Annotated in this window: 19 protein-coding genes; 8 read left to right on the forward strand and 11 right to left on the reverse strand. The window is 73.4% G+C overall.

Annotated features, from left to right (window positions below; genetic code table 11):
• Positions 1-6: 6 nt before the first annotated feature.
• Positions 7-666: a chaplin gene (locus AB0I68_RS00795; RefSeq protein ID WP_363174987.1), complete on the reverse strand. Its 660-nt coding sequence runs from the start codon at positions 664-666 to the stop codon at positions 7-9.
• A gap of 163 nt (positions 667-829) precedes the next feature.
• Here AB0I68_RS00795 and AB0I68_RS00800 point away from each other — a divergent pair, with 163 nt between their 5' ends.
• Positions 830-1,378: an HAD domain-containing protein gene (locus AB0I68_RS00800; RefSeq protein ID WP_363174988.1), complete on the forward strand. Its 549-nt coding sequence runs from the start codon at positions 830-832 to the stop codon at positions 1,376-1,378.
• Here the strand turns inward: AB0I68_RS00800 and AB0I68_RS00805 are convergent.
• A complete protein-coding gene (locus AB0I68_RS00805) occupies positions 1,359-2,564 on the reverse strand; it encodes an SWIM zinc finger family protein (protein ID WP_363174989.1) in 1,206 nt (401 codons plus the stop codon). The two genes, AB0I68_RS00800 and AB0I68_RS00805, sit on opposite strands and share 20 nt — an antisense overlap.
• Positions 2,561-5,398, reverse strand: coding sequence for a DEAD/DEAH box helicase (locus AB0I68_RS00810; RefSeq protein WP_363174990.1), 2,838 nt, complete (start codon positions 5,396-5,398; stop codon positions 2,561-2,563). Before AB0I68_RS00810 ends, AB0I68_RS00805 begins: the two co-directional genes overlap by 4 nt.
• Before the next feature lie 199 nt (positions 5,399-5,597).
• On the opposite strand from AB0I68_RS00810, the gene AB0I68_RS00815 reads away from it, so the two are divergent.
• The gene (locus AB0I68_RS00815) at positions 5,598-5,858 is read left to right on the forward strand and encodes a DUF6343 family protein (RefSeq protein WP_363174991.1); all 261 of its coding nucleotides are present in this window, start codon (positions 5,598-5,600) and stop codon (positions 5,856-5,858) included.
• 69 nt (positions 5,859-5,927) lie between these two features.
• Here the strand turns inward: AB0I68_RS00815 and AB0I68_RS00820 are convergent, their stop codons facing one another.
• From AB0I68_RS00820 to rpsA, 4 genes are all read right to left on the reverse strand, one after another.
• Entirely contained in the window at positions 5,928-6,335 is a 408-nt protein-coding gene (locus AB0I68_RS00820) for a tetratricopeptide repeat protein (protein ID WP_363174992.1), read from the reverse strand.
• A 66-nt stretch (positions 6,336-6,401) separates the two neighbouring features.
• The gene (gene coaE / locus AB0I68_RS00825; protein WP_363174993.1) at positions 6,402-7,019 is read right to left on the reverse strand and encodes a dephospho-CoA kinase; all 618 of its coding nucleotides are present in this window, start codon (positions 7,017-7,019) and stop codon (positions 6,402-6,404) included.
• Between the two features lie 81 nt (positions 7,020-7,100).
• Positions 7,101-8,039 (reverse strand): PAC2 family protein, encoded by a 939-nt coding sequence (locus tag AB0I68_RS00830; RefSeq protein ID WP_363174994.1) that lies wholly within the window; start codon positions 8,037-8,039, stop codon positions 7,101-7,103.
• A 161-nt stretch (positions 8,040-8,200) separates the two neighbouring features.
• Positions 8,201-9,709 (reverse strand): 30S ribosomal protein S1, encoded by a 1,509-nt coding sequence (rpsA, locus tag AB0I68_RS00835; protein ID WP_363174995.1) that lies wholly within the window; start codon positions 9,707-9,709, stop codon positions 8,201-8,203.
• Positions 9,710-10,065: 356 nt separating this feature from the next.
• On the opposite strand from rpsA, the gene AB0I68_RS00840 reads away from it, so the two are divergent.
• Together AB0I68_RS00840 and AB0I68_RS00845 are read left to right on the forward strand one after the other, a co-directional pair.
• The gene (locus tag AB0I68_RS00840; RefSeq protein ID WP_363174996.1) at positions 10,066-10,926 is read left to right on the forward strand and encodes a class I SAM-dependent methyltransferase; all 861 of its coding nucleotides are present in this window, start codon (positions 10,066-10,068) and stop codon (positions 10,924-10,926) included.
• Between the two features lie 97 nt (positions 10,927-11,023).
• Positions 11,024-13,768: an ATP-dependent helicase C-terminal domain-containing protein gene (locus AB0I68_RS00845; RefSeq protein WP_363175361.1), complete on the forward strand. Its 2,745-nt coding sequence runs from the start codon at positions 11,024-11,026 to the stop codon at positions 13,766-13,768.
• On the opposite strand, the gene AB0I68_RS00850 is transcribed toward AB0I68_RS00845, so the two are convergent.
• From AB0I68_RS00850 to AB0I68_RS00860, 3 genes are all read right to left on the reverse strand, one after another.
• On the reverse strand, positions 13,758-14,741 hold the full coding sequence (locus AB0I68_RS00850; RefSeq protein ID WP_363174997.1) for a DUF3068 domain-containing protein: 984 nt from the start codon (positions 14,739-14,741) through the stop codon (positions 13,758-13,760). The two genes, AB0I68_RS00845 and AB0I68_RS00850, sit on opposite strands and share 11 nt — an antisense overlap.
• Before the next feature lie 12 nt (positions 14,742-14,753).
• Entirely contained in the window at positions 14,754-14,894 is a 141-nt protein-coding gene (locus AB0I68_RS00855; RefSeq protein WP_107093454.1) for an SPW_0924 family protein, read from the reverse strand.
• Between the two features lie 77 nt (positions 14,895-14,971).
• Positions 14,972-16,093, reverse strand: a complete 1,122-nt coding sequence (locus tag AB0I68_RS00860; protein ID WP_363174998.1) for a lytic transglycosylase domain-containing protein — start codon at positions 16,091-16,093, stop codon at positions 14,972-14,974.
• A gap of 275 nt (positions 16,094-16,368) precedes the next feature.
• Between AB0I68_RS00860 and AB0I68_RS00865 the strand changes: the two genes are divergently transcribed.
• Positions 16,369-17,226 (forward strand): DUF4184 family protein, encoded by an 858-nt coding sequence (locus AB0I68_RS00865; RefSeq protein WP_363174999.1) that lies wholly within the window; start codon positions 16,369-16,371, stop codon positions 17,224-17,226.
• A 50-nt stretch (positions 17,227-17,276) separates the two neighbouring features.
• Here AB0I68_RS00865 and polA read toward each other — a convergent pair whose 3' ends face one another.
• Positions 17,277-19,997, reverse strand: a complete 2,721-nt coding sequence (gene polA / locus AB0I68_RS00870; protein ID WP_363175000.1) for a DNA polymerase I — start codon at positions 19,995-19,997, stop codon at positions 17,277-17,279.
• 134 nt (positions 19,998-20,131) lie between these two features.
• On the opposite strand from polA, the gene AB0I68_RS00875 reads away from it, so the two are divergent.
• From AB0I68_RS00875 to AB0I68_RS00885, 3 genes are all read left to right on the forward strand, one after another.
• Positions 20,132-22,402, forward strand: a complete 2,271-nt coding sequence (locus tag AB0I68_RS00875) for an FdhF/YdeP family oxidoreductase (protein WP_363175001.1) — start codon at positions 20,132-20,134, stop codon at positions 22,400-22,402.
• A gap of 54 nt (positions 22,403-22,456) precedes the next feature.
• Complete coding sequence (locus AB0I68_RS00880) at positions 22,457-22,927, forward strand: hotdog fold thioesterase (protein ID WP_363175002.1); 471 nt, start codon at positions 22,457-22,459, stop codon at positions 22,925-22,927.
• A gap of 228 nt (positions 22,928-23,155) precedes the next feature.
• Positions 23,156-23,566, forward strand: coding sequence for a hypothetical protein (locus AB0I68_RS00885; protein WP_363175003.1), 411 nt, complete (start codon positions 23,156-23,158; stop codon positions 23,564-23,566).
• Positions 23,567-23,568: the final 2 nt, after the last annotated feature.

Consider the following 23,568-nt stretch of genomic DNA (forward strand, 5'->3'; position numbering starts at 1 on the left):
TGCGGCCTACCGGAGGCGGAACCGGCGGTAGAGCAGCACCCCGCCCAGCAGCAGCGCCCCGCTGCCGGGCAGCAGGAAGCCGGCGCCGTCGGCCCCGGTGTGGGCGAGCGCCGCGCCGTGCTGCGACGGTGCGGGCGGGGTGACGGGCCGCTCGACGACGGGCGGCTGCAGCGGCTGCAGCGGCTGCGGCGGCTTGGCGCCGCTGGGCTCCTCGCCGTTGACGGAGGTGCTGCCGGTGGCGCTGTTGCCGACGCCGACGACACTGACCGCGTTTCCGCTGACGTTGACCGGGACATCGACCGGGAGCTGGATCCCGTTGCCGGACAGCAGCCCGGGCGAATGCTCTCCGCGTCCCTCGGCGCGGGCTCCCCCGCCCTTCCCGGTCCCGTTCGCGCTCCCGGGTTTCGCCGGATGCGAGGACGTCGCCCCTGGATGCCCGTCGCCACCGCCCCCGGCCTCGTTGGCACAGCGGTTGCCCGCGGCCGAGTTGAGCACGCCGACCACGCTCACGGTGTTGCCGCACACGTTCACCGGGGTGTGCACCGGCAGCTGCACCAGATTTCCGGACAGCAGCCCCGGCGAACTCTCTGCCTTCCCGCCCGCGCCCGCGTCGGCGTAGGCCAGTCCGCCGACACCCGCGACCGCCAGTCCACCTCCCGCAACCACCGCCGCGATCAAGCCATTCCGACGACTGTGACGCATCAGTTTTCCTGCCTTCCGGAGGAGTTCACGGGCGCTGCACCCGCACCGGAAACAACGCTGTAAACCCATTCGGGTTATAGAGCCGGTAGGTATTTCACTCCATCGTGTCCTGGGTAGTGCCTACTTCATGACCGATCACCCGCTGCTGCTCCTCGACGTGGACGGCCCCCTCAACCCCTTCCGGTCCCCCCTCGCCGGACTGCGCGGATACACCAGTCACCGGATGCGTCCGGACATCTGGATGTCCCGCCGGGATCCGGACTCCCCCTCCGCCCGGCGCGGTCTGCGGGTCCGCCTGCACCCGTCCCACGGCGCCCGCCTGCTGGCCCTGCCCTTCGAACTCGTCTGGGCCACCACCTGGATGCACCAGGCCAACACGATGATCGCCCCGCACATCGGACTACCCGGTGATCTTCCTGTCATCGAGTGGCCGGAACTCTTCGCCCGTGACCCCGACGGTCTGTCCTGGAAGACCCGCCCGCTCCTCGACTGGGCCGCCGGCCGCCCCTTCGCCTGGGTCGACGACATGATCAGCCCCCGCGACCGCGCCTGGACCGCCGCCCACCACCCGGCCCCGGCCCTCCTCCTGCGCATCCACCCCCGCCACGGCCTGCGCGACCGCGACTTCACCACGTTGACGCGCTGGGCGGCGGACGTCAGTCGCGGAGGGCGGTGAGGGGGTTTGGGGAGGGGGTGCCCGTGGGCCACCAGTCCTCGGTGTCCGGGCGGGACTCGTAGGCGTACCAGAGGCCGTCGCGGCCCAGCCGGAGCTGGCGGGTGTGCGCGGTGAGGCGGTTGCGCTCGGGGCGGAAGGCCCCCCGGGCGGCGGCCAGGAGGGCCGGGCGGGCCCGGTCGAAGGGGCCCGCCGGGGGGTCCCAGGGCTCCTCGAGGGCGGCGAGCGCGGGCAGGCCGCCCTGGCGCCAGGCCGCGGCGGCCCGGGCCAGGTCGGTGGTGGTGCGGCCGGTGGCGCGGGCCAGGTCCCGGTAGAGGGTGCGGGCCGCGCCGGTGAGGCCGGCCGTGTGGTGCGCGGAGGCCAGCCGGACGGCGTCCTGCCAGAGGGTGAGGCCGGCGATCGGGTCCTCGGCGGTGGTGAGCAGCGCGAGGGCACGGGCGGCGGCGTCGGTGGCGAGCTGGTCCAGGGCCAGCGGGTCGGGGGCTGCCGGGTCGGCCGGGTAGGCGGGCGGGAGGCCCGCGGCGGCGGGCGCGGCGGGCGGGGCCGGGAGCGGCGGCAGGCTGGTGCGGGCCAGCGCGGCGCGCGCCGGGACGCCGGGGAAGTCCGGTGCGGCGTCGGGCTGTTCCCGTGCGGCGTGGGCGGCATTGCGGCGGGTCAGCTCGTCGAGGAGCTCCCGCTCGCCCCGGCCGCGCAGGAGCAGCAGGACGAACGGGTCCTCGTCGAGGAGGCGGGCCGCCCGGTAGCAGAGGGCCGCGGCGTGCTTGCACGGCGGTCGGGCGACGTCCGGGCAGGAGCAGCGCGGGACGAGCTCGCCCGCGCCGGGCAGGACCGTCCCCGCCAGGGACTGCGGAACCTCCCGCTCCAGCAGGCTCGCGAGGGCCGCGGGGTCGGCCGCCACCGCCTCCAGGAGCTCGCTCCACTCGGCGTCCGGGAAGGGGCTCAGGGCCAGTTCCGTGCGGTACGGGCGGGCCCGGCTGCCCCGCACGTACGCCACGATCCGGCCCGGGGTGATCGTGACCGCGTCGACATGGCCCTCGGCGGCGTACGCGCGGCCCCGGGCCAGGCGGGCCGGGTCGCGGGACACCTCCTCGAGCGCCGACACCCAGGCCCGCCCCCACCAGCTGGCGGCCTCCGCCCCGGCGGGCACGGTCTCGAAGGTGCGGCGGCGGTCGTCCCGCGCGGTGATCATCCGGGCCTCCGCAGGGAGACGAGGTCGGCCAGCTCACGGTCGGTCAGCTCGGTCAGCGCCGACTCTCCCGAGCCGAGCACGGCATCGGCCAGGGCCCGCTTCGTCTCCAGCATCTCGGCGATCCGGTCCTCCACGGTGCCCTCGGCGATGATCCGGTGGACCTGGACCGGCTGCGTCTGGCCGATCCGGTAGGCGCGGTCGGTGGCCTGCTCCTCCACCGCCGGGTTCCACCAGCGGTCGAAGTGGACGACATGGCCGGCCCGCGTGAGGTTCAGCCCCGTGCCCGCCGCCTTCAAGGACAGCAGGAAGACCGGGACGTCGCCGGACTGGAAGCGGTCCACGAGCTCCTCGCGGCGCGCCACCGGGGTCCCGCCGTGCAGGAGCTGGTGGGAGATCCCCCGGGCGGCCAGGTGCCGCTCGATGATCCGGGCCATCGTCACGTACTGGGTGAAGACCAGCACCGAGCCGTCCTCCGCGAGGATCGTGTCCAGCAGCTCGTCCAGCAGGGCCAGCTTGCCCGAGCGGTGCGGGATGCGGGGCTGCTCCTCCTTCAGGTACTGCGCGGGGTGGTTGCAGATCTGCTTGAGCGAGGCCAGCAGCTTCATGATCATGCCGCGTCGCTCGATGCCCTCGCTCGACTCGATCACGGCCATCGCCTCGTCCACCGCGGCCTGGTACAGCGAGGCCTGCTCGCGGGTGAGGGAGACCGGATGGTCGGTTTCCGTCTTCGGCGGCAGCTCGGGGGCGATCCCCGGGTCGGACTTCTTGCGCCGCAGCAGGAACGGCCGTACGAGCGCGGCCAGCCGGGCGACCGCCGCCTCGTTGCCCCCGTCCTCCTCCTGCTGGTGCTCCACCGGGCGGGCATGCCGGGCCCGGAAGGCCGTCAGCGGGCCCAGCAGCCCCGGCGTGGTCCAGTCGAGCAGCGCCCACAGCTCGGACAGGTTGTTCTCCACCGGAGTACCGGTCAGGGCCACTCGGGCCGACGCCGGGATCGTGCGCAGCGCCTTCGCCGTCGCCGAATGCGGGTTCTTCACGTGCTGCGCCTCGTCGGCGACGACCATGCCCCAGGGCTGGCCGGCCAGCCGGGCCGCGCTCGCGCGCATCGTCCCGTACGTGGTGAGCACGAATCCGCCGGCCAGTCCGTCCAGGCTGCGGCTGCCGCCGTGGAAGCGGCGCACCGCGACCCCGGGCGCGAACTTCTCGATCTCCCGCTGCCAGTTGCCCAGCAGCGACGCGGGGCACACGACGAGCGTCGGCTCGGGCCGGTCCCGGTGCAGGTGCAGCGCGATCAGCGTGACCGTCTTGCCCAGGCCCATGTCGTCGGCGAGGCAGCCGCCGAGGCCGAGCGAGGTCATCAGGTCCAGCCAGGCCAGGCCGCGGGCCTGGTAGTCGCGCAGGGTGGCCTTCAGCCCGGCGGGCTGCGGCAGCGGGGCCAGCTCGCCGGTCAGCCGCTCCCGCAGGGCGGCCAGCGCGCCCACCGCAACCGCCGCCACCGGCTCCCCGTCGACCTCGGCCGTCCCCGTCAGTACGGTGGCCAGCGCATCCACCGGATCGAGCAGCCCGAGCTCCCGCTTGCGCGCCTTGCGCACCAGCTCGGGATCGACCCGCACCCACTGGTCGCGCAGCCGCACCACGGGCCGGTGGGCCTGCGCCAGCGCGTCCATCTCCCCCGGGGTGAGCCGGTCGCCGCCGAGCGCGAGCTCCCAGGAGAAGGCGAACAGGTTCCGGGCGTCGAAGAACGCCGTGCCGTCGGTGGCGGAGCCGGGCGCGGTGGACCGTACGACCGCGGTCGCGGACAGCGTACGAGCCAGCTCCCGCGGCCAGTGGACCAGGACCCCGGCGGCCGCCAGCCGGGTCGCGGCCGCGCCGAGCAGGTCTTCGAGCTCCGGGTCGGACAGGGCGAGGACATCGGGCGCCGGCTGGTCCAGCAGCCGCAGCAGCGGCGGCCAGACCCGGGCGGCCCGGCGCAGCGCCAGCACGGCGTCGATCCGGGCGCGCGGCCCGAATCCGGCGGCGGCCGCACCGGCCCACAGCAGCCCGGCATCGGTCACGAGCGTGGGGTCGGCGAGGCTGTGCACCTGGACGACGGCGGCGCCCGCGCGGCGGGTGTCCTCCCGGTCCTCCTCGTCCGCCGCGTCGAAGAGGCGGAAGGAGGACAGGTCGAGCCGCAGCGAGATCCCCACTCCGGCGTCGGCGCCGGCCGCGACCTGCGCGGCCCAGTCCTGTATCCCGGGCACCCGCTGCGGCTCCTGCGCGGCGAACGGCCGCCCGGCGGCCACGGGCGCGGCCGGGGTGCGGGGCAGGCTGTCGGCGACGGCGTCGAGGAACGCCCGGACCAGGGCCTCCGGTTCGGGCAGCTGGAGCGGGCGGCGGCCGGCCAGGGGCGTCGCGTACCCCTCGTACGGGAGCGCGGCGGCCACCGCGCGGAGGTGGCCGACGTCCTCGGCGTCGAGCGGACCGGCCCGCCAGGCGTCGACCCCGTCGGGGGTGACCCCGGGGAGGAGCCGCCCGCGGGCGACGAGCGCGAGCGCGTGGAGGGCGGCGGTGCCCCAGGCGCGGGTGGCGGGGTGCGTGACGGCGCTGCGCGGGGCCCGGGCGAGCAGGGGCAGGGCGTCGGCGACGGAGAAGCCGAGGGAGGGGACGGTACGGGTGCGGACGGACTGGCCGTGGCGGCGTACGACCGTGAGCGGAGAGGGGATCCCGGCGCCGTCCGGGAGCGGGTCCCCGTCGGGGGCCCAGAAGGCGATGCGGGCCTCGCGGGGGACCGGGGCGGGGAGGAAGACGGCGGGGTGGCGCAGGAGGGCGTGCACAGGCTGCTGCGGCTGCGGTGTCACGGTGTCGCCTCCCCTCCCCTTCGCGCCTTCAGGTCAGACGGATCCCGTCTGCCGTCGAGTCTAGGTGCGGGCACTGACAAGGGCGATGAGCTGGGCAGACACCGGCTCCGGTGCTGGTCCGACGCCGGCCCCGGAACCGGGCGCGGGACCCTTCTCACCACCGCCCCGCCGGTGGGACCATGGACCTGAGGCGATGGCCATGCGTTCCGGAAACGAGCCGGTGAACGCCCGCAGTCCGCTGCGGCTGCGGTTCTGGCTGAGCCTGTGGGGGCTGGTCTGGGCCGTCGCCGGGGCGGCCGCGTTCTCGCTGGTCGGCCGTCCCGGGTGGGCTGCCGCCTGCGCGGTGCTCGCGGTGGTCGCGACCGTGGACCTGGCCGTGGTCCTGCACCACATCCACCAGGGACCGCACTACCAGCCCGGCCGGGACATCCCCCCGTACGAACCTCCCCGCGGGCGGTGACGCAGAGGCGGGGCTGGAGGGTGTCCGGCGGATCAGGGCCGGGCCCGGCCGTGATCCGCCGGACACCCCCTAGTCCTCGAAGCGGGCCGCTGCCAGGTAGTCCGGCCGGGGGTCCAGGGCGGCCGCCAGGCGGAAGTGCTTGCGGGCCTGTTCGGGGCGGCCGGAGCGCTCGTGGGTGCGGGCCAGCGCGAAGTGCGCGAAGGCGTTGTCCGGCTCCCGTTCCAGCACCAGCTCGAACTCCAGTGCCGCCGGACGCAGTTGGGCGGCGGCGAAGAAGGCCCGGGCGCGCAGCAGCCGGGCCGCCGTGTTCTCCGGGTGGGCGGCGATGACCGAGTCGAGCAGTTTCACGGCGCCGCGCGGGTCGCGCGCGGCCAGGAGGTGCTCGGCGGCCCGGTAGTCGATGACGTGTGTCTCGGGGGACGAGCCGGACGGCGAAGGCGGCTGCGGCGGTATGGGCGGCGGCGTGGTGTAGGACACGGTCTGTTCCTTCCCTCTGCAGGCGCGTTCAACGCCCCGCGCCCCGCCCGCTATTCCATGTGCACGTCAGGCACCAGTGGTACCGGCCGCCGCCGCCCGTGCGGTGAGCTCCGCCCACACCTTGCGCACCTGCGGCTCAAGCGCCTCCAGCGGCCCATCGTTGTCGATCACGAGCGTGGCCACCGCCAGCCGCTGCTCCCGCGTGGCCTGCACGGCCATCCGGGCCCGCGCCTCTTCCTCGGCCATCCCGCGCAGCGCGGTCAGCCGGGCCAGCTGCGTCGCGGGGGCGGCGTCCACCACGACCACCAGGTCGTACAGCGGCGCCAGGCCGTTCTCCGTGAGCAGCGGTACGTCGTGCACCACGATCGCGCCGGGACCGGCAGCGGCCTCCAGCTCGGCCGACCGGGCCCCGACCAGCGGGTGCACGATGCCATTCAGGGTCTGGAGCTTCGCCGGGTCGGCGAACACGATCGACCCCAGCTTCGGCCGGTCCAGCGCCCCCTCGGCGGTCAGCACGGATTCCCCGAAGGCTGCCACGACGGCCGCCAGCCCGGGTGTACCGGGCTCCACGACCTCCCGCGCGATGCGGTCGGCGTCCACGACGACCGCCCCGTACCCCGCCAGCAGCCGCGAGACCTCGCTCTTGCCCGCACCGATTCCGCCTGTCAAGCCGACCTTCACCATGCCCAGCAGACTAGACCCCGCGCCCTGGCCCCCGCACAGCCCCCCGGTCCCGGTCCCCGGTCCCCGGCCGAAGGGGACCGGTCAGCCCTCGCCCTCGCGCTCCGCCAGGAACCGCTCGAACTCGCGGCCGATCTCGTCCGCCGACGGGATGTCCTGCGGCTCGGCGATCATGTTGCCCCGCGTCTCGGCGCCGGCCGCCGCGTCGTACTGGTGCTCCAGCCCCTGGACCAGGGCGACCAGTTCCTCGTCGCCCTCGCGGATCTGCCGGTCGATCTCCGTCTGGGTGCGGTGCGCCTCGGTGCGCAGCGTGTGCGCCACCGCCGGCAGGACCAGCCCGGTCGCCGCCGTGATCGCCTCCAGCACCGTCAGCGCGGCGTCCGGGTACGGGGAGCGCGCGACGTAGTGCGGTACGTGCGCGGCGACGCCCAGCACGTCGTGCCCGGCCTGGCCGAGCCGGAACTCGACGAGCGATTCCGCGCTGCCGGGCACCTGCGCCTCGTCGAACGGGCTGCGGTGCCCCGGCATGAGGTCGGTCCGGTTGCCGTGCGGGGTGATCCCGACGGGCCGGGTGTGCGGGACGCCCATCGGGATACCGTGGAAGTTGACCGAGAGCCGGACGCCGAGGCGCTCGACGATCTGCCGGACGGCGACGGCGAAGCGCTCCCACTCCACGTCCGGCTCGGGGCCGGAGAGCAGCAGGAACGGCGCGCCGGTGGCGTCCTGGACGAGACGCACCTCGAGCCGGGGCTCCTCGAACTCGGTCCAGTGGTCGCGCTGGAACGTCAGCAGCGGGCGCCGGGCGCGGTAGTCGACCAGCCGGTCCGCGTCGAACCGGGCCACGACCTGGTGGGGCAGGGTGTCGAGCAGCCGCTCGACGATCTGCTCCCCGGCCTCGCCCGCGTCGATGTACCCCTCGAAGTGGTACAGCATGACCAGCCCGGCCGAGTCCTGGGCAAGTGCCAGGTCCGCCACTGCCAGGCCCTTGGCATCCCATGCGTACAAACCCTGTGGATCAAGCACCGCCACCACTCCTCCTCGCCCGTCTTCTCTGCGAAGAACGTCCAAGGCGGCTGCTCCATTCCCCAGTTGGCCCCTTTCACAGGAACGCAACAAGGCCCGCCCCCCTGAGGGGACGGGCCTTGCTTTCAGCTCAGCTCACACCGGGGTGTGATGCGCTGCGATCAGCTCTGGCCGCCGGCCAGCTTCTCGCGGAGCGCGGCCAGGGCCTCGTCGGAGGCCAGGGCGCCCGAGGTCTCGTCCGACTCCGAGGAGTACGAACCACCCGAGATGCCCGCACCGGCGTTGCCACCGGCGGCCGGGGCGGCAGCACCCTCGGCAGCGGCGGCCTCGTCGGCCTCGCGGCTCTTGATGACCTGCGCCTGGTGCTGCTCGAAGCGGACCTGCGCCTCGGCGTACTGGCGCTCCCACGTCTCGCGCTGGGTCTCGTAGCCCTCGAGCCAGTCGTTGGTCTCGGGGTCGAAGCCCTCGGGGTAGATGTAGTTGCCCTGGTCGTCGTAGGACGCGGCCATGCCGTACAGGGTCGGGTCGAACTCGACCGACGCCGGGTCGGCACCGAAGGACTCGTTGGCCTGCTTCAGCGACAGCGAGATCCGGCGACGCTCGAGGTCGATGTCGATGACCTTGACGAAGATCTCGTCGTTGACCTGGACGACCTGCTCCGGGATCTCCACGTGGCGCTCGGCCAGCTCGGAGATGTGGACCAGACCCTCGATGCCCTCGTCCACGCGGACGAACGCACCGAACGGAACCAGCTTGGTGACCTTACCCGGGACGACCTGACCGATCTGGTGGGTCCGGGCGAACTGCTGCCACGGGTCCTCCTGCGTCGCCTTCAGCGACAGGGAGACACGCTCGCGGTCCATGTCGACGTCGAGGACCTCGACGGTGACTTCCTGGCCGACCTCGACAACCTCGGACGGGTGGTCGATGTGCTTCCAGGACAGCTCGGAGACGTGGACGAGACCGTCGACGCCACCCAGGTCCACGAAGGCGCCGAAGTTGACGATCGAGGAAACGACGCCGGAGCGGACCTGACCCTTCTGCAGGGTGGTGAGGAACGTCTGGCGAACCTCGGACTGGGTCTGCTCCAGCCAGGCGCGGCGGGACAGGACCACGTTGTTGCGGTTCTTGTCCAGCTCGATGATCTTCGCCTCGAGCTCCTTGCCCACGTAGGGCTGGAGGTCGCGGACGCGACGCATCTCGACGAGGGAGGCCGGCAGGAAGCCGCGGAGGCCGATGTCGAGGATGAGACCACCCTTGACGACCTCGATGACGGTACCGGTGACGATGCCGTCTTCTTCCTTGATCTTCTCGATCGTGCCCCAGGCACGCTCGTACTGAGCGCGCTTCTTGGACAGGATCAGACGGCCTTCCTTGTCCTCCTTCTGGAGAACCAGGGCCTCGATCTCGTCGCCAACCTTGACGACCTCGTTCGGGTCGACATCGTGCTTGATCGAGAGCTCACGGCTCGGGATCACGCCTTCGGTCTTGTAACCGATGTCGAGCAGGACCTCGTCCCGGTCGACCTTCACGATGACGCCGTCGACGATGTCGCCGTCGTTGAAGTACTTGATCGTCTCGTCGATCGCGGCGAGGAATGCTTCCTCGTCACCGATGTCGTTGACCGCAACCTGCGGGGTGGTGGCGGTGGTCTCGGTGCTGCTCGTCATGTGGGTAAGGGCTCCGGTTACGGACAGAAAGTCGTAGGTACTGCTACGCCGGGAGCCCTTATCGGCATCTGCCGAAGAAGCCGGACAGCCAAGGAAGCCCATACTCCGCGTGAAGCGGACAGGGCCTCGAGAACCGAGAGGTCATCAACAGATGCAAGCGCAGCCTGCTAGGTCTGAGGAGCACAGGCTCGCAGCGCAACTTGTAGCATACGGGGGCAGCCGGACAGGGTCAATGCGCGAAGGCGCACACCCCGGGCGGATCACCGCATAACCGGCACAATTCGTGGGCGGGCGGGCGCCGATGCCCCATCCGCACCTCGTTCCGACACTTTCCGCAGACTACGACGACAGGCCCCATGAACCAAGAGGACTACGACCCCGAAGAAGCGTACGAAGCCGACAGTGGCGCCGGCGAGGACGCCGAGGCCACCCGGCGTGACGCCGACGATGCGGAGAGCAGCCGGGCGAGCCGCGGCTGGTGGGACGGCAACGCCGACGAGTACCAGAACGAGCACGGAGCGTTCCTCGGCGACGACCGCTTCGTCTGGGGGCCCGAGGGCCTGGACGAGGCGGAGGCCGCGCTGCTCGGCCCGGCGGAGTCCCTGAAGGACAAGGACGTCCTGGAGATCGGCGCCGGCGCCGCCCAGTGCTCGCGCTGGCTGGCCGCCCGGGGCGCCCGCCCGGTGGCCCTGGACCTCTCCCACCGCCAGCTCCAGCACGCCCTGCGCATCGGCGGCAGCGATGTGCCGGGGGTCCGGCTGGTCGAGGCCGACGCCGGGAAGCTGCCCTTCCGCGACGCCTCCTTCGACCTGGCCTGTTCCGCGTACGGGGCCGTCCCCTTCGTCGCCGACCCCGTCAACGTCATGCGCGAGGTGCACCGCGTGCTGCGCCCCGGCGGCCGCTGGGTCTTCTCGGTCACCCACCCGATCCGCTGGGCCTTCCCCGACGAGCCCGGCACGGAGGGGCTGTCCGTCGCCGCCTCCTACTTCGACCGGACCCCCTACGTCGAGCAGGACGAGCAGGGCCGCGCCGTGTACGTGGAGCACCACCGCACCCTCGGCGACCGGGTCCGCGACGTGGTGGCCGGCGGGTTCCGCCTGGTCGACCTGGTGGAACCGGAGTGGCCCTCGTGGAACACCCAGGAGTGGGGCGGGTGGTCCCCGCTGCGCGGCAACCTGATCCCCGGCACCGCGATCTTCGTCTGCGAGAGGGACTGAGACCCCGTTGACCCGCCAGTCCCGCCAGTCCCCTCAGTCCCGCCAGTCCTCTCAGTCCCCTCCGTCCCGCCCGCGCCGCCAGGCCGAGCTCGACGCGCTGCCCGTACGGGAGGCCCTGCCGGCGCTGGTCTCCGCGCTGGACACCCACGGCACGGCGGTGCTCTGCGCCCCGCCCGGCACCGGCAAGACCACGCTGGTGCCGCTGGTCCTGGCCGGGCTGGCGGGCGGCGGACCGCGGCGCCGGGTGGTCGTCGCCGAGCCGCGGCGGATCGCCGCCCGGGCGGCTGCGCGGCGGATGGCCTGGCTGCTGGGCGAGGCCGTCGGCGGCTCGGTGGGCTTCACGGTGCGCGGCGAGCGGGTGGCGGGGCCGGCGACGGTGGTCGAGGTCGTCACCACCGGTGTGCTGCTCCAGCGGCTCCAGCGGGACCAGGAGCTGGCCGGGGTCGACCTGGTGATCCTGGACGAGTGCCACGAGCGGCACCTCGACGCCGACACGGTCGCCGCCTTCCTCCTGGACGTACGGGAATCCCTGCGCCCCGAGCTGCGGCTCGTGGCGGCGTCGGCGACGACCGACGCCGCCGGCTGGGCCCGAGTGCTCGGTCGTGGCCGTCTCGGCGGCGCGCCGGTGGTGGAGGCCGCGGGGGTCTCGTACCCGGTGGAGACGGTCTGGGCCCCGCCGCCCCGGCCGGTGCGGCCCCCGCACGGGATGCGGGTGGACCCGGCGCAGCTGGCGCACGTGGCCTCGGTGGTGCGGCGGGCGCTGGCGGAACGCAGCGGCGACGTGCTGTGCTTCCTGCCCGGCGTCGGCGAGATCGCCCGGGTCGCGGGGCAGCTGGGCGGGGTGGACGCGGAGGTCCTCCAGGTCCACGGCCGGGCCCCGGCGGCGGTCCAGGACGCGGCGCTGACGGCCGCGGACCACCGCAGGGTGATCCTCTCCACGGCGGTGGCGGAGTCGAGCCTGACCGTGCCGGGGGTACGGGTGGTCGTGGACTCCGGGCTGGCCCGCGAGCCCAGGGTGGACCATGCCCGGGGGCTGGGCGCGCTGGCGACCGTACGGGCGTCCCGCGCGGCCGGGCGGCAGCGGGCGGGCCGGGCCGGCCGCGAGGCACCGGGGGCGGTGTACCGCTGCTGGCCGGAGGCCGAGGACGGCCGCCTGCCCGCGTTCCCCTCCCCCGAGATCCGGATCGCCGACCTGGCGCAGTTCGCGCTGCAGGCCGCCTGCTGGGGCGACCCGGACGCGACGGGCCTGGCGCTGCTCGACCCGCCGCCGGCCGGGGCGATGGCCGCGGCGCGGGAGGTGCTGGTGGCGGTGGGCGCGGTGGACCATGCAGGCCGGGTCACCCCGCGCGGGCAGCGGATGGCCCGGCTGGGCCTGCACCCGCGTCTCGCCCGCGCGCTGCTGGACGGAGCCGTCGCCGTGGGGGCCCGCCGGGCGGCGGAACTGGTCGCGCTGCTGAGCGAGGAACCGCCGCGGGAGTACGGGGACGACCTGGCCGGCGCCTGGCGGCGGGCCCGCGCGGGCGGCGACGCCTACGCCGCCCGCTGGCGCGCGGAGGCCCAGCGGCTGCGTCGGGCTGTTCCGGACCCTGCGGGGACCTCCCCCACCCCGCCCCTTCCCGAAACCGGGGCTTGCGACCCCGGCCGCCGCCCGTCGGGCGAAGGGCGGGCAGGGGACTCCTCACCCGGCGCCCACATCGCCGACACCTCGGGGCCCGGCACCACGGCGGGCGGCACCTCGGCGGGCAGCGGCTCAGCGCGCGGCGGCTCGGCAGCCGGAGGCTCAACGGCCGACGCCTCGGGGCCCGGCGGCTCGACGGTCGGCACCTCGGCGGGCGGCGGCTCGACGGGCGGCGGCGTGGCCGACGACGCCGCCGCCGGGCTGGTCGCGGCGCTGGCGTTCCCGGAGCGGGTGGCGAAGGCCAAGGGCGAGGGTGCCTTCCTCATGGCCGGCGGCACCGCCGCCGAGGTCGGCGACGGGTCACCGCTGCGCAGCGCGCTCTGGCTGGCCGTCGCGGTCGCCGACCGGGCCCCGCATTCCGCGTCCGCCCGGGTCCGGCTGGCCGCCGTCATCGACGAGGACACCGCCCGCGATGCCGCCGGGCACCTCCTCACCGCCGGAGAAGAGGTGCGCTGGGAGGACGGGGACCTCGTCGCCCGCGCCGCGGAACGGCTCGGGGCCGTCGAGCTGGCCGTGCGCCCGCTCAAGAACCCGGCCCCGGACCTCGTCAGGGCCGCCCTCCTCGACGGCCTGCGCTCCGAGGGGCTCGGCCTGCTGCGCTGGTCCGCGGATGCGGAGGCGCTCCGGGCCCGGCTGGGCTTCCTGCACCGCACCCTCGGCGGCGCCTGGCCCGACGTCCGGGACGACGCCGCCCTGCTGGACCGCGCCGACGACTGGCTGGAGCCCGAGCTGTCGCGGGCCCGGCGCCGGGCCGATCTCGGGCGGATCGACGCCGGGCAGGCGCTGAACCGGCTGCTGCCCTGGGCCACCGGTGAAGCCGCCCGCCTCGACGAGCTGGCCCCGGAGCGGATCGAGGTGCCCAGCGGCTCCCGGATCCGGGTGGACTACTCGGCCGAACACGGGCAGCCGGTCCTCGCCGTGAAGCTCCAGGAGCTGTTCGGGCTGGCCGAGACCCCGAGGGTGGCCGGGGTGCCCGTCCTCGTGCACCTGCTGTCCCCGGCCGGGCGGCCCGCCGCCGTGACCGCCGACCTGGCTTCCTTCTGGCGGGGCGGCTACCGCGCCGTGCGCGCCGAGCTCCGGGGCCGCTACCCCAAGCACCCCTGGCCGGAGGATCCGGCGACCGCCGAGCCCACCCGGCACACCAACGCCCGCCTCAGGCGGTGAGCCCCTCTTCGGTCTCGCCGCGGCGGCCGCGGCCCCGCGCCTCCAGCCACAGCGCCAGCCCGAGCAGCGCGAGCCCGCCGGCCGCGAGGCCGGCCGGGGCGTACGTGTGCAGCGCGAGGACCTTCGTACGGTTCGACCGGACCAGGTCGAGGGTGTACTTCGCGTAGTCCTCGCGCATCTTCACGTGCCCGGCGAAGACGGTGAGCTTGCCGTCGGGGGCGCCGGCCGCGATACCGCCGCGCATCTCCTGTTCGATGATCTGCTCGGCGTTGACGGGTGCCCCGGTGACCGGGTCGACCCAGAACATCGCCTTGACCTGATACCAGAGGCTGGTGCCGGTGCTCTGCTCGAACGTCGCCGGGTCGATGCCCTCGATCGGCATCTTCTTCGGCAGGGAGACCTTCGTCCACGGCACGGTCTGCTCGTAGTAGTAGACGTCCATCCCCTTGTACGTGCGCGGGCCGACGTAGTGGATGGGCGAGGAGCTGCGGGTCTGCGCGTCGAAGTAGAGGTAGTCGCGCGGCTCGGTGAAGAACGGCCACTTGAACTCGATGCCCTCGCGTCTGACCGGGTCCCCGTCCACCATCTCGCCGGTGGCGTGGACCGGGTCCTGGGTGTGGGCGTCGAAGATGTAGCGCTCGGGGATCTGGGAGACCATCTTCCCGTCCGGGCCCATGATGTACGACAGCGTGTCCCAGACGACGACGTCCTTGCCGGCGCTCGCCTCGATCTCTTTCGACGCCTCGACGTTGCCCTTCAGGGTCTGGACGATGGTGACCTTGTCGACCTTCTTGGGCTCCATGCCGGCGGTGTAGTCGAGGAGGGTCGCGTCCTTGGCCTCCAGGACCATCTCCTGGTACTGGTTCGGCGGGATCTTGGCGAGCCGGGGGTACGCGTACCAGCGCAGCAGCGGTGCGAGGGCTGCGCAGAACACCGCCAGGGCAAGCAGGACGAGGCTCGCTCTGCGTCGCATGGCCGGCCTCCTCTACTTTCCGGGCGCGGCGGGCGCGGTGGTGAGCAGCGGCTTGGGCGAGGTCTTGCCTTCCGGCACCCCGAACGCCGTGATGGCGAACACGAGGGCCAGCGCGGCGGCCAGCCCGATGGCGGCGGCGACGAATGCGCGCATGCCGGGCCTCCGGAATCTGATGGGGTGTCAGGGCGGAGGCACCGTAGCAACGCGCGAGCGAGATGAGAACCGTTTGACTACGGGGTTCCCGTGGGAGCGGGGGTCCGGCTCGGCGACGGGCTCGCCTCGGCGGTCGGCGTAGGGCTGGACGTCGGCGACGGGGTCACGGTCGGGCTGGGTGTCGGGGTGGGCATGGGCGTCGGCGTGGGCGTGGGCGTGGGGGACGGTGTCGGACTCGGCGTGGGCGTCGGGGTCGGCTTCGGGTCCGGCGTAGGCGTCGGGGTCGGCTTCGGGGGCGGGGTCGGGCTCGGCGTCGGCTTCGGGTCCGGCGTAGGCGTCGGGGTCGGCTTCGGGGTGGGGGTGGGGGTGGGCTTCGGGGTCGGGGGCGTCGGGGGCTGTGCGCCGCTGCCGTCCGGGATCTCGCGCGTCCCCTTGAGGTAGTACGTGAACCAGGACCTCACCGTCCGCAGGTACTCCCCGGACTGGTTGTACGAGAGCACCGCCCGGTCCAGGTCCGCGGGCACCCGCAGGTCCCGGGGCCCCGCGCACAGGTAGCGGCCGGCCGCGAGGGCCGCGTCGTACACGTTGTTCGGGTTGCGCCGGCCGTCGCCGTCCGCGTCCTGGCCCCACGCCGCCCACGTGGACGGGATGAACTGCATCGGCCCGACCGCCCGGTCGTACATGGCGTCCCCGTCGTACTCCCCGCCGTCCGTGTCCCGGATGTTCGCGAAGCCGTTGCCGTCGAGCACGGGGCCCAGGATCGGCCGCAGCGTGGTGCCGGCGGCGTCCACGCGGCCGCCGCGCGCCTGCCCGGACTCGACCTTGCCGATCGCCGCGAGCAGTTGCCAGCGCAGTCCGCATCCGGGGTCGCTCTCCCCCACCTTCTTCTCCGCCAGCCGGTACGCCGCCAGGACGGTCGCCGGTATCCCCTGCGCGCCCTCCCCGCCGCCCATGGCCACGGGCTCGTTGTGCGCTGCGGCCTCGGCGGCCGCCTGGCCGGGCTGCGCCGCCGGGGCTCCCTCCGGCAGCAGGACCGCGGGGGGCTCGGGGCCGGCCAGGGGCGGGAGTTCGGTGAAGTAGGCGGAGTCCCCGCCGGATCCGGCCGGCTCCGACGGCTGCGCGCCCTGCGCGCCGTCCTCGCCGGCCGCGGATATCCGCTCCCCCGGCGGGCCTTGGGAGGCGGTCACCGCGGCGGCCACGAGTGCGCAGACCAGGGCGGCGGCCCCTCCCTTGCGCAGCCTGCGTCCGAACCGAACCGCCGACCGAACCGCCGGCCGAGCCGTCTTCCCAGCCGTCTTCCGAGCCGCCATGAGCCGGGTCCCCTCCCCCTCGACGTCGGCGTGACCCTATGTCAGCTCCCTGCATCCTGCACGGATCGTCGCCCGGAATTCACGACTTCCCCACGTCCCGTGCAGCTCACGCATACTGTCCGGACCGTTCGGGGCACATGGGCCCGAAGTAAGGAAGAGGTGCCATGCCGTTCACCCTCAGCCATGCGGCCGCCGTCCTGCCGGCCGTCCGCCGGGCCGGCCGCGCCCGCGGGCCGCTGGTCGCATCGGCACTGGTCCTCGGGTCGTTCGCGCCCGACACCTTCTACTTCGCGGACGCCGTCGTCTCGGGCGTCATGCCGTACGGCGCGTTCACGCACTCGCTGCCCGGGGTGTTCACCGCGGACGCCGTGCTGACCGCCGTGCTCGCGGGGTGCTGGCTGCTGCTGCGCGAACCGCTGATCGCGCTCCTGCCGCGCCGCCGCCAGGGCCGGATACACGCCTTCGCACGGGGCGAGGACTGGCGGGGCGGCGGCCGCCGACTGCCTTCGCTCGCGCTCTGGTTCTACCTCTCGGCGGTCGTCGGCTCGCTCACGCACGTGGTGTGGGACAGCTTCACGCACCTGGACCGGTGGGGGACGAACGCGCTGCCCGCGCTCGAGGAGCCGCTCGCCTTCGGCCTTCCCCTCTACTCGTACCTGCAGTACGGCTCTTCGGCGGTCGCGGCCTGCGCCCTGGTCTGGTTCACGGTGACCGCCCTGCGCCGGCTGCCCGACGGCGCCGCTCCCGCGTCCGTGCCGGTGCTCGGCCGTGCGGAGATCCTGGGCGCGGTCGCCCTGGTCGCGGTGTGCGTGGCGGCCGGGGTGACGATGCGCGTGCTGCGCTATTTCACGTTCTTCGACCGGATCCGCACCCCGCTCGACATCATCCCGACCGTCTGCTTCGGCGCGGGCGGCGGCCTCACCGTGGCTCTGCTGCTGTACGGGGTCCTCGTACGGCTCGTGCACCGGCGCCGGCGGTCCCGTACGGACGAGGAGACGCGGACGCCCGTCCCCACGGCATAGCGGGGACGGGCGTGCGGTGAACGGTGCGCGGTGCCTCGGCGCGCGGTGCCTCAGTGCGCGGCGGACTCCCAGTCGGCGCCTACGCCCACCGACACGTCCAGCGGGGCGCGGAGCTCGACGGCGGCGCCCATCTCGCGGCGCACCAGCTCCTCGACCGGTCCCCGCTCGCCCGGGGCGATCTCCAGCACGATTTCGTCGTGGACCTGGAGCAGCATCCGCGACTTCAGGCCGGCCTCGTTGATCGCCCGGTCCACGCGCAGCATCGCGACCTTGACGATGTCGGCGGCGGTGCCCTGGATCGGGGCGTTCAGCGCCATCCGCTCGGCGGCCTCACGGCGCTGGCGGTTGTCGCTGTTGAGGTCGGGCAGGTAGCGGCGGCGCCCGAAGACGGTCGCCGTGTACCCGGTGGCCCGGGCCTCCTCGACCACGCGGCCCAGGTAGTCCCGGACCCCGCCGAACCGCTCGAAGAAGGTCTCCATCAGGCCGCGCGCCTCGGCGGGCTCGATGTTCAGCTGCTGGGCGAGCCCGAAGGCGGACAGCCCGTACGCGAGACCGTACGACATGGCCTTGATCTTGCGCCGCATCTCGGCGTCGACCTCGGAGCGCTCCACGCCGAACACCTGGGAGGCGACGGTGGTGTGCAGGTCCTCGCCGGACAGGAAGGCCTCGATCAGGCCCTCGTCCTCGGAGAGGTGGGCCATGACGCGCAGCTCGATCTGGCTGTAGTCGGCGGTCATGAGGGATTCGAAGCCCTCGCCGACGACGAAGCCGCGGCGGATGGCGCGGCCCTCGTCGGTGCGCACCGGCACGTTCTGCAGGTTGGGGTCGGTGGAGGACAGGCGTCCGGTCGCGGCGACGGTCTGGCTGAAGCTGGTGTGCACGCGGGCGTCGGCGGCGATCGTCTTGACGAGGCCCTCGACGGTGACGCGCAGCTTGGCCTGCTCGCGGTGGCGGAGCATGATCACCGGGAGTTCGTGGTCGGTCTGGGTGGCAAGCCAGGCCAGCGCGTCCGCGTCCGTGGTGTAGCCGGTCTTGGTCTTCTTCGTCTTCGGCAGGTCCAGCTCGCCGAAGAAGACCTCCTGGAGCTGCTTGGGCGAGCCGAGGTTGAACTCGTGCCCCACCGCCGCGTGCGCCTCCTTCACCGCCTGCTGCACCGCTCCGGCGAACTGCTGCTCCATGGCCTCCAGGTGGTCGCGGTCGGCGGCGATGCCGGACCGCTCCATCCGGGCCAGCAGCTCGGAGGTGGGCAGCTCCATGTCGTGGAGCAGCTCCGCGGCGCCGACCTCGGCGAGCTTTCCGGTGAAGGCGTCGCCGAGGTCGAGGACGGCGCGGGCCTGCGCCATCAGGGCCTCCGCCTCGGCCGTCTCGTCGGCGCCGAAGGCCAGCTGGCCGTCGGCCGCGGCGGGCTGGAGCTCGCGGTGCAGGTATTCGTTGGACAGCACGTCCAGCGCGAAGGAGCGGCGGCCCGGCTTGACCAGGTACGCGGCGAGCGCGGTGTCCATGGTGACGCCGGCCAGGGTCCAGCCGTGCTCGGGGAAGACCCGCATCAGGCCCTTGGCGTTGTGCACCACCTTGGGCTTCGCCGCATCGGCGGCCCAGGCCGCGAAGGCCTGCTCGTCGGCCTCGTCCAGCGCGGACGGCTCGAACCAGGCGGCGGCGCCGCCGGCCGCGGCCAGCGCGATCTCGCTGACATTGCCCTGGCCCAGCGCCCAGCTGTCCACGGTGGAGACGCCGAGCGGCCCGCCCGCGTGGCTCGCCAGCCACGGCGCCAGCTCGCCCGCGCCCAGCACGCTCGCGTCCAGTTCCACGCCGGCGGCCGGAGCCGGCGCCTCTTCCTGGGCCGCACCCGGGTCCACGGCCAGCAGCCGCTCGCGCAGCGAGGCGTTGCGGATCTCCAGCACGTCCAGCACGCCGGTGACGGCGGAGCGGTCGTACGGGGCGCGGGCCAGGTCGGCCGGGGTCTTGGGCAGCTCGACGTCCTTGACCATCTCGGTCAGGACCCGGTTGAGCTTCACGGCCTCCAGGTGGTCCCGGAAGTTCTGCCCGGCCTTGCCCTTGACCTCCTCGGCGCGCTCCACGAGCTCCGCGAACGACCCGAACTGGGTGATCCACTTCGCGGCGGTCTTCTCGCCGACGCCCGGGATGCCGGGCAGATTGTCGGACGGGTCGCCGCGCAGCGCCGCGAAGTCCGGGTACTGCTGCGGGGTGAGCCCGTACTTCTCCTCGACCTTCTCCGGGGTGAACCGGGTCAGCTCGGAGACGCCCTTGGTCGGGTAGAGCACGGTGGTGTGCCCGGAGACCAGCTGGAAGGAGTCCCGGTCGCCGGTGACGATCAGCACGTCGAAGCCGAGGGCCTCCGCCTGCGTCGCCAGCGTGGCGATCACGTCGTCGGCCTCGAAGCCGTCGACCGCGAACCGCGGCACGTTCATCGCGTCGAGGAGCTCGCCGATCAGCTCGACCTGCCCCTTGAACTCGTCGGGGGTCTTGGAACGGTTCGCCTTGTACTCGGGGAACTCCGTCGAGCGCCACGTCTTGCGCGAGACGTCGAACGCCACCGCGAAGTGCGTGGGCGCCTCGTCGCGCAGCGTGTTCGCCAGCATGGACGCGAAGCCGTAGATGGCGTTCGTCGGCTGGCCGGTCGCCGTCGTGAAGTTCTCCGCGGGCAGCGCGAAGAACGCCCGGTACGCCAGGGAGTGCCCGTCCATGAGCATCAGGCGGGGGCGGTCCGCTGCGGTCGTCTGGTCGGTCTTCTTCGATGCGTTCTCTGCCACGCCCCCGATCCTAGGCGGCCGCGCTGACAATTCCGGCGTCGGCGATGTCCGCAGGGCGTGACAGGATCGGACGCCCACACGAATTACGCGCGGCGGCCGCCGCCGCGGTGCTCGACTGCTCAAAGGGGAGCGACATGGCGACCAAGCCGCCCGCAGGTGATCCCGTACAGGACGCGCCGCAGGTCGCGCCCCCCAAGCACGCCGCCGCCGGGCTGCCCGCGATCGGGCACACCCTGCGGATCGCGCAGCAGCAGATGGGCGTCTCCCGCACCGCGCGCACCTTGCTCAAGGTCAATCAGAAGGACGGCTTCGACTGCCCCGGCTGCGCCTGGCCCGAGGGCGAAAAGCGGCACACCGCCGAGTTCTGCGAGAACGGCGCCAAGGCCGTCGCCGAGGAGGCCACGCTGCGCCGGGTCACCCCGGACTTCTTCGCCCGCCACCCGCTGTCCGACCTCGCCGGCCGCTCCGGCTACTGGCTGGGCCAGCAGGGCCGCATCACCGAGCCCATGTACCTCCCCGAGGGCGCCGACCGGTACGAGGCGGTCCCCTGGGAGCGGGCCTTCGAGATCATCGCCGAGGAGCTGACGGCCCTCGGCTCCCCCGACGAGGCCCTCTTCTACACCTCGGGCCGCACCAGCAACGAGGCCGCGTTCCTCTTCCAGCTGTTCGCGCGCGAGTTCGGCACCAACAACCTGCCCGACTGCTCCAACATGTGCCACGAGTCCTCGGGCTCCGCGCTGACCGAGACCATCGGCATCGGCAAGGGCAGCGTCTCCCTCGAAGACCTCCACCAGGCCGACCTGATCATCGTCGCCGGGCAGAACCCGGGCACCAACCACCCGCGCATGCTCTCCGCCCTGGAGAAGGCCAAGTCCGCCGGCGCGAAGATCATCTCGGTGAATCCGCTGCCCGAGGCCGGCCTGGAGCGCTTCAAGAACCCGCAGACCCCGGTCGGCATGCTCAAGGGCACCGCCCTCAACGACCTCTTCCTGCAGATCCGCATCGGCGGGGACCAGGCCCTCTTCCGCCTCCTCAACAAGCTCGTCATCGAGACCGAGGGCGCCACCGACGAGGCCTTCATCCGCGAGCACACCCACGGGTACGAGGAGCTCGCGGCCACCGCCAAGAAGGCCGACTGGGCCGAGACCCTCACCGCCACCGGCCTGACCCGTCCCGAGATCGAGCAGGCGCTGGCCATGATCCTGGCCTCGAAGCGCACCATCGTCTGCTGGGCCATGGGCCTCACCCAGCACAAGCACGGCGTCGCCACCATCCGCGAGGTCGTCAACCTCCTGCTGCTGCGCGGCAACATCGGCCGCCCCGGCGCCGGCGTCTGTCCCGTCCGCGGCCACTCCAACGTCCAGGGCGACCGCACCATGGGCATCTTCGAGCGCCCCGCGCCCGCCTTCCTCGACTCACTCGACCGCGAATTCCAGATCACCTCGCCGCGCGGGCACGGCTACGACGTGGTCCGCTCCATCCAGGCCCTGCGCGACGGCGAGGCCAAGGTCCTCTTCGCGATGGGCGGCAACTTCGTCGGCGCCACCCCCGACACCGACGTCACCGAAGCCGCGATCCGCCGCGCCTCCCTGACCGTGCACGTCTCCACCAAGCTCAACCGCTCCCACGCGGTCACCGGCCGGCGCGCCCTGATCCTTCCCACCCTCGGCCGCACCGACAAGGACGTCCAGGCCTCCGGCAAGCAGTTCGTCACCGTCGAGGACTCCATGGGCATGGTCCACGCCTCCCGCGGCAACCTCGCCCCCGCCTCCCCGCACCTGCTCTCCGAGCCCGCGATCGTCGCCCGCATGGCCCGCGCGGTCCTCGGCGCCTCCTCCGCCACCCCGTGGGAGGAGTTCGAGCGGGACTACGCCGCCATCCGCGACCGGATCTCCCGCGTGATCCCCGGCTTCGAGGACTTCAACGCCCGCGCCGCCCGCCCCGAGGGCTTCCGGCTCCCGCACGCGCCGCGCGACGAGCGCCGCTTCCCCACCAAGACCGGCAAGGCCAATTTCACCGCCGCGCCCGTCGAGTACCCGAAGGCCCCCAAGGGCCGGCTGCTGCTGCAGACCCTGCGCAGCCACGACCAGTACAACACCACCATCTACGGCCTCGACGACCGCTACCGCGGCATCACCGGCGGCCGCCGCGTCGTCATGGTCCACCCCGAGGACGCGGCGGAGCTCGGGCTCGCGGACGGCTCGTACACGGACCTGGTGGGCGAGTGGACGGACGGCGTCGAGCGGCGCGCGCCCGGCTTCCGCGTCGTGCACTACCCGACCGCCCGGGGCTGCGCGGCCGCGTACTACCCCGAGACCAACGTGCTGGTCCCGCTCGACTCCACCGCGGACACCAGCAACACCCCCGCGAGCAAGTCCGTCGTCGTGCGCTTCGAACCGGCCTGATAGAACGACCTCAGGACAAGATGGTTAACGATCGTTGACGAACGGAGCCTGCCCATGGGCGAGCAGCACGCTGTGAAGTTCCCGCAGGAGGTCCTCGACGAGTACGCAGCCCTGGGCATCGACCTGCCCGCGCTGTTCTCGGCGGGCGACCTCGGCGAGCGGATGGACATCCGCATCCTCGAGGCCTCGGCCGAGCGGGTCGTCGGCACCATGCCGGTCAAGGGCAACACCCAGCCGTACGGGCTGCTGCACGGCGGGGCCTCCGCCGTCCTGGCCGAGACCCTCGGCTCCGTCGGCGCGATGATGCACGGCGGCATCAACAAGGTCGCCGTCGGCGTGGACCTGAACTGCACCCACCACCGGGGCGTCCGCTCCGGCACCGTCACCGGCGTCGCCACCCCCGTGCACCGCGGCCGCTCCACCACCACCTTCGACGTCGTGATCAGCGACGAGGAGGGCCGGCGGGTGTGCAGCGCCCGGCTGACCTGTCTGCTGCGCGACGCAGGGCCCGCCGCCGAGGCCTGAGCCGCCCGCCACGAGCCCCGCAGGCCCCGCAGGCCCGGATCGCGCCCCTCCCGGGGGCCGGATCCGGGCCTGCGGCGCGTACGGGCCGGCCCCGCCGCCCGCGCGGATCCGCCGCTTCCGGACCTCCCGAGCCCGGAATCCGCCTGGCGTCTGCCCGGAATCCGCCAGTCCGCTCGCGGTGCTGCGCCGACTGTTGTGTCACCGAAGGTGACGGCCTACCTTCCCTTCATGGGGACCCAGCCATGCATCGCGGCCCGGTACGGCGTCACCGCGCTCCTCACGGCGCTCGCCTTGTCCGGATGCTCCACTTCCGCCCCAGACGCCCAACAGGCCCCGTCAACGCCCGTATCCAACCCCTCCTCGCCTGCCCAGATCTGCACAACTCTGGTGTCCTACTGGGCGAAGGAGACCCTCAAGGGCAGCAAATGGTCCGGTCTGGACTGGGAGCAGAAGGGGCTTTCCAACGACCAGTACAGGATCCACGAGGACGCGGTCGCCGCAGGCCGCACCGAAGAGCGAACTGCCGGTCTGGACAAGGCACTTGAGCTGGTCGACCGGTTCGTGGCGCAGCGCTGCGCCGAGCAGAACGGGGCCACCTGGAGCTCCGAGAACTGGCGGCTCCCGAGCCCGGCCGGGTGACC

Origin of the sequence: Streptomyces sp. NPDC050448 (genome assembly GCF_040655295.1) — a bacterium.
Lineage (GTDB): Bacteria > Actinomycetota > Actinomycetes > Streptomycetales > Streptomycetaceae > Streptomyces.

What these genes read in the sequence shown, in the direction of transcription:
- AB0I68_RS00800 (WP_363174988.1), top strand. Translation starts at nt 830, where the DNA reads ATGACCGATCACCCGCTGCTGCTCCTCGACGTGGACGGCCCCCTCAAC.
- AB0I68_RS00805 (WP_363174989.1), bottom strand. Translation starts at nt 2,564, where the DNA reads ATGATCACCGCGCGGGACGACCGCCGCCGCACCTTCGAGACCGTGCCC.
- AB0I68_RS00815 (WP_363174991.1), top strand. Translation starts at nt 5,598, where the DNA reads ATGCGTTCCGGAAACGAGCCGGTGAACGCCCGCAGTCCGCTGCGGCTG.
- coaE (WP_363174993.1), bottom strand. Translation starts at nt 7,019, where the DNA reads ATGGTGAAGGTCGGCTTGACAGGCGGAATCGGTGCGGGCAAGAGCGAG.
- rpsA (WP_363174995.1), bottom strand. Translation starts at nt 9,709, where the DNA reads ATGACGAGCAGCACCGAGACCACCGCCACCACCCCGCAGGTTGCGGTC.
- AB0I68_RS00840 (WP_363174996.1), top strand. Translation starts at nt 10,066, where the DNA reads ATGAACCAAGAGGACTACGACCCCGAAGAAGCGTACGAAGCCGACAGT.
- AB0I68_RS00850 (WP_363174997.1), bottom strand. Translation starts at nt 14,741, where the DNA reads ATGCGACGCAGAGCGAGCCTCGTCCTGCTTGCCCTGGCGGTGTTCTGC.
- AB0I68_RS00855 (WP_107093454.1), bottom strand. Translation starts at nt 14,894, where the DNA reads ATGCGCGCATTCGTCGCCGCCGCCATCGGGCTGGCCGCCGCGCTGGCC.
- AB0I68_RS00865 (WP_363174999.1), top strand. Translation starts at nt 16,369, where the DNA reads ATGCCGTTCACCCTCAGCCATGCGGCCGCCGTCCTGCCGGCCGTCCGC.
- AB0I68_RS00875 (WP_363175001.1), top strand. Translation starts at nt 20,132, where the DNA reads ATGGCGACCAAGCCGCCCGCAGGTGATCCCGTACAGGACGCGCCGCAG.
- AB0I68_RS00880 (WP_363175002.1), top strand. Translation starts at nt 22,457, where the DNA reads ATGGGCGAGCAGCACGCTGTGAAGTTCCCGCAGGAGGTCCTCGACGAG.
- AB0I68_RS00885 (WP_363175003.1), top strand. Translation starts at nt 23,156, where the DNA reads ATGGGGACCCAGCCATGCATCGCGGCCCGGTACGGCGTCACCGCGCTC.